This window comes from Marinobacter sp. (genome assembly GCF_035268745.1).
GTDB lineage: Bacteria > Pseudomonadota > Gammaproteobacteria > Pseudomonadales > Oleiphilaceae > Marinobacter.
In genome coordinates, this window is record NZ_DATFKH010000185.1 from 1 (window position 1) to 2,133 (window position 2,133).

General features: G+C 56.4%; 1 protein-coding gene. It reads left to right on the forward strand.

The window, feature by feature from the left end; all coding sequences use genetic code 11:
- Positions 1-466 precede the first annotated feature (466 nt).
- The gene (locus VJ956_RS13010; RefSeq protein ID WP_324085473.1) at positions 467-1,687 is read left to right on the forward strand and encodes an IS110 family transposase; all 1,221 of its coding nucleotides are present in this window, start codon (positions 467-469) and stop codon (positions 1,685-1,687) included.
- The last annotated feature ends 446 nt before the right edge of the window (positions 1,688-2,133 follow it).

Consider the following 2,133-nt stretch of genomic DNA (forward strand, 5'->3'; position numbering starts at 1 on the left):
GATGTCACTACGCCCCTTTGCTGGGGAGGGGTAAGTGTTGCCTCCCCCACAGGTATCTTTCATGGTAACTCTCATGCAAGGGTCTGGCACCCCGGCCGATGAAAGATGTAGCTAGGACTTTCATAGTAACCGGATTTTTTCGGGGCGCTGGCCATTGATAGCTGATATTGTTATATATCAATCAGATAGGCGCTCCTGTATCTTTCATGGTAACCCTCATGAATGGTGGGTACCATCACCCCGGCGGATGAAAGATACTGTGGGGGAGGCAACGGAAGGAGGTCGTTCAAACTTTTGGCGATTCGATCCCGCACAGTAACTTGACCCGTCGCCCGCCGACTCGAACCCCGGCATGCTTCTTCGAGAGCGCATGGTAAAAAGGCCGCGGGCGCTTTGCGCCCGAGGTGATCTCGGCGGCGGCATCCGTTGCCTCCCTGTTGTCGAGTATACCCAAGGGGAGAGAACGATGGAACTGAAGCCCATTCATCAAAGCGTAGCGGCCCTGGATGTCCACCAAGCCAAGTTGACGGTTTGCATTTTGGTGCAGAGTGAGGCCGGTGAGACGCAGTGCGAGATCAAGGAGTTCGGTGGTTTTAAACGGGACCGCCGAGCCATGGCGGAATGGGTGTCATCGTTCAATCCAGAGGTGGTGGTCATGGAGAGCACCGGAATCTACTGGAAGAGCCCGTACGCGGCGCTCGAGAAAGTCGGAATCGATGCCTTGGTGGTGAATGCCCGGCACGTCAAAAACGTACCTGGGCGTAAAACCGACATCGCCGATGCCCACTGGTTGGCCATCCTGGCGAGAGCAGGCTTGCTGCGAGGCGGTTTCGTTCCGCCGCAAGATTTGCGTGAGCTTCGCTTGATTTCCCGCCAAATGCAGAAATTTGGCAGTATTCTGCGCGCGGAGAAGAATCGCATGCACAAGATTCTGACCGATGGCGGGATTCGTCTGGCCGCCGTCGTCAGCGATATCCACGGCAAATCGGCACGGGCCATGATCAAGGGGTTGCTTGAAGGTCAAACACCGCAACAGGTCCTCAGTTACGCGGACAAACGATTGAAGGCAAGCGAAGAAGAGCTCTTGAACGCGCTAGATGGCGAATTGAGCCCGGCTCATTACTTCGCGGTTTCCCAATTGATGGAGCATATCGAATACCTCGAACGGCAAATCGCGCTCTTTTTGGATCATCTGCTCAGTGGTCTGAGGGATCAACAACCCTTGTTGCAGGCCTTGCAAACCATCCCCGGCATCGACGAGCCAGGAGCCGCCATGCTGCTCGTCGAGATCGGCTTTGACATGGACGCCTTCGGCCGTGCCGACAAACTCGCTTCATGGGCCGGCTTATGCCCGGCCAACAACGAGTCCGCCGGCAAGCGCAAAGCTGGCAAAAAGCGCAAGGGGAATGCCTACCTTCGCAGGATCCTTTGCGAGATCGCTCAAGCCGCCGCCAAAACGCGATCCGGGTTGGCGGATAAATTCAAGGGAATCAATGCGCGACGAGGACGCAAACGCGCAATCGTTGCATTAGCGCACAAAATTTTGAAGATCGTGTTCTCAATGATCAAGACTGGCGATTATTACCGGGATGCCAAGGTTGATTATGAGGCATTGCAAGTGGAGCGGAATGCTCCGCGTTGGATCAAAAAGCTGATTAAGTACGGCTATATACCAAAGCCTGCCTGAATCAACTTATTGAGGTAATTTGATGGATGTCACTACGCCCCTTTGCTGGGGAGGGGTAAGTGTTGCCTCCCCCACAGGTATCTTTCATGGTAACCCTCATGCAAGGGTCTGGCACCCCGGCAGATGAAAGATAAGCGGCGGCATGCGCCCCCTCCAACACTTCTCCGTGTTGGGGGTTGGGGGCGGCGTGCCCGATACCCATGTGATCTTTCATGGTAATCGTTTTTGGGAACTACCCCCAACCCCCAACCCCCTTACCCTTCGCTCCCGTCGTCCTGGAGGAACGACGCTCCCAGGAGACGGCAACCAGAGGGTTTTGGAGCACCGCGAATCCCGCGCCCCGGGAGCGTGGACCTCCCGGTCAACCCCTCGCCGCATGCCGCAGGCGAGGCGAGGCGATTCACCCTGACGACGCGGCTTAACCGACATTGTCCCGCCCAGCTTTC

Bases quoted from the DNA above. Each gene is read 5' to 3' on its own strand.
- VJ956_RS13010 (WP_324085473.1), top strand. From the start codon at position 467: ATGGAACTGAAGCCCATTCATCAAAGCGTAGCGGCCCTGGATGTCCAC.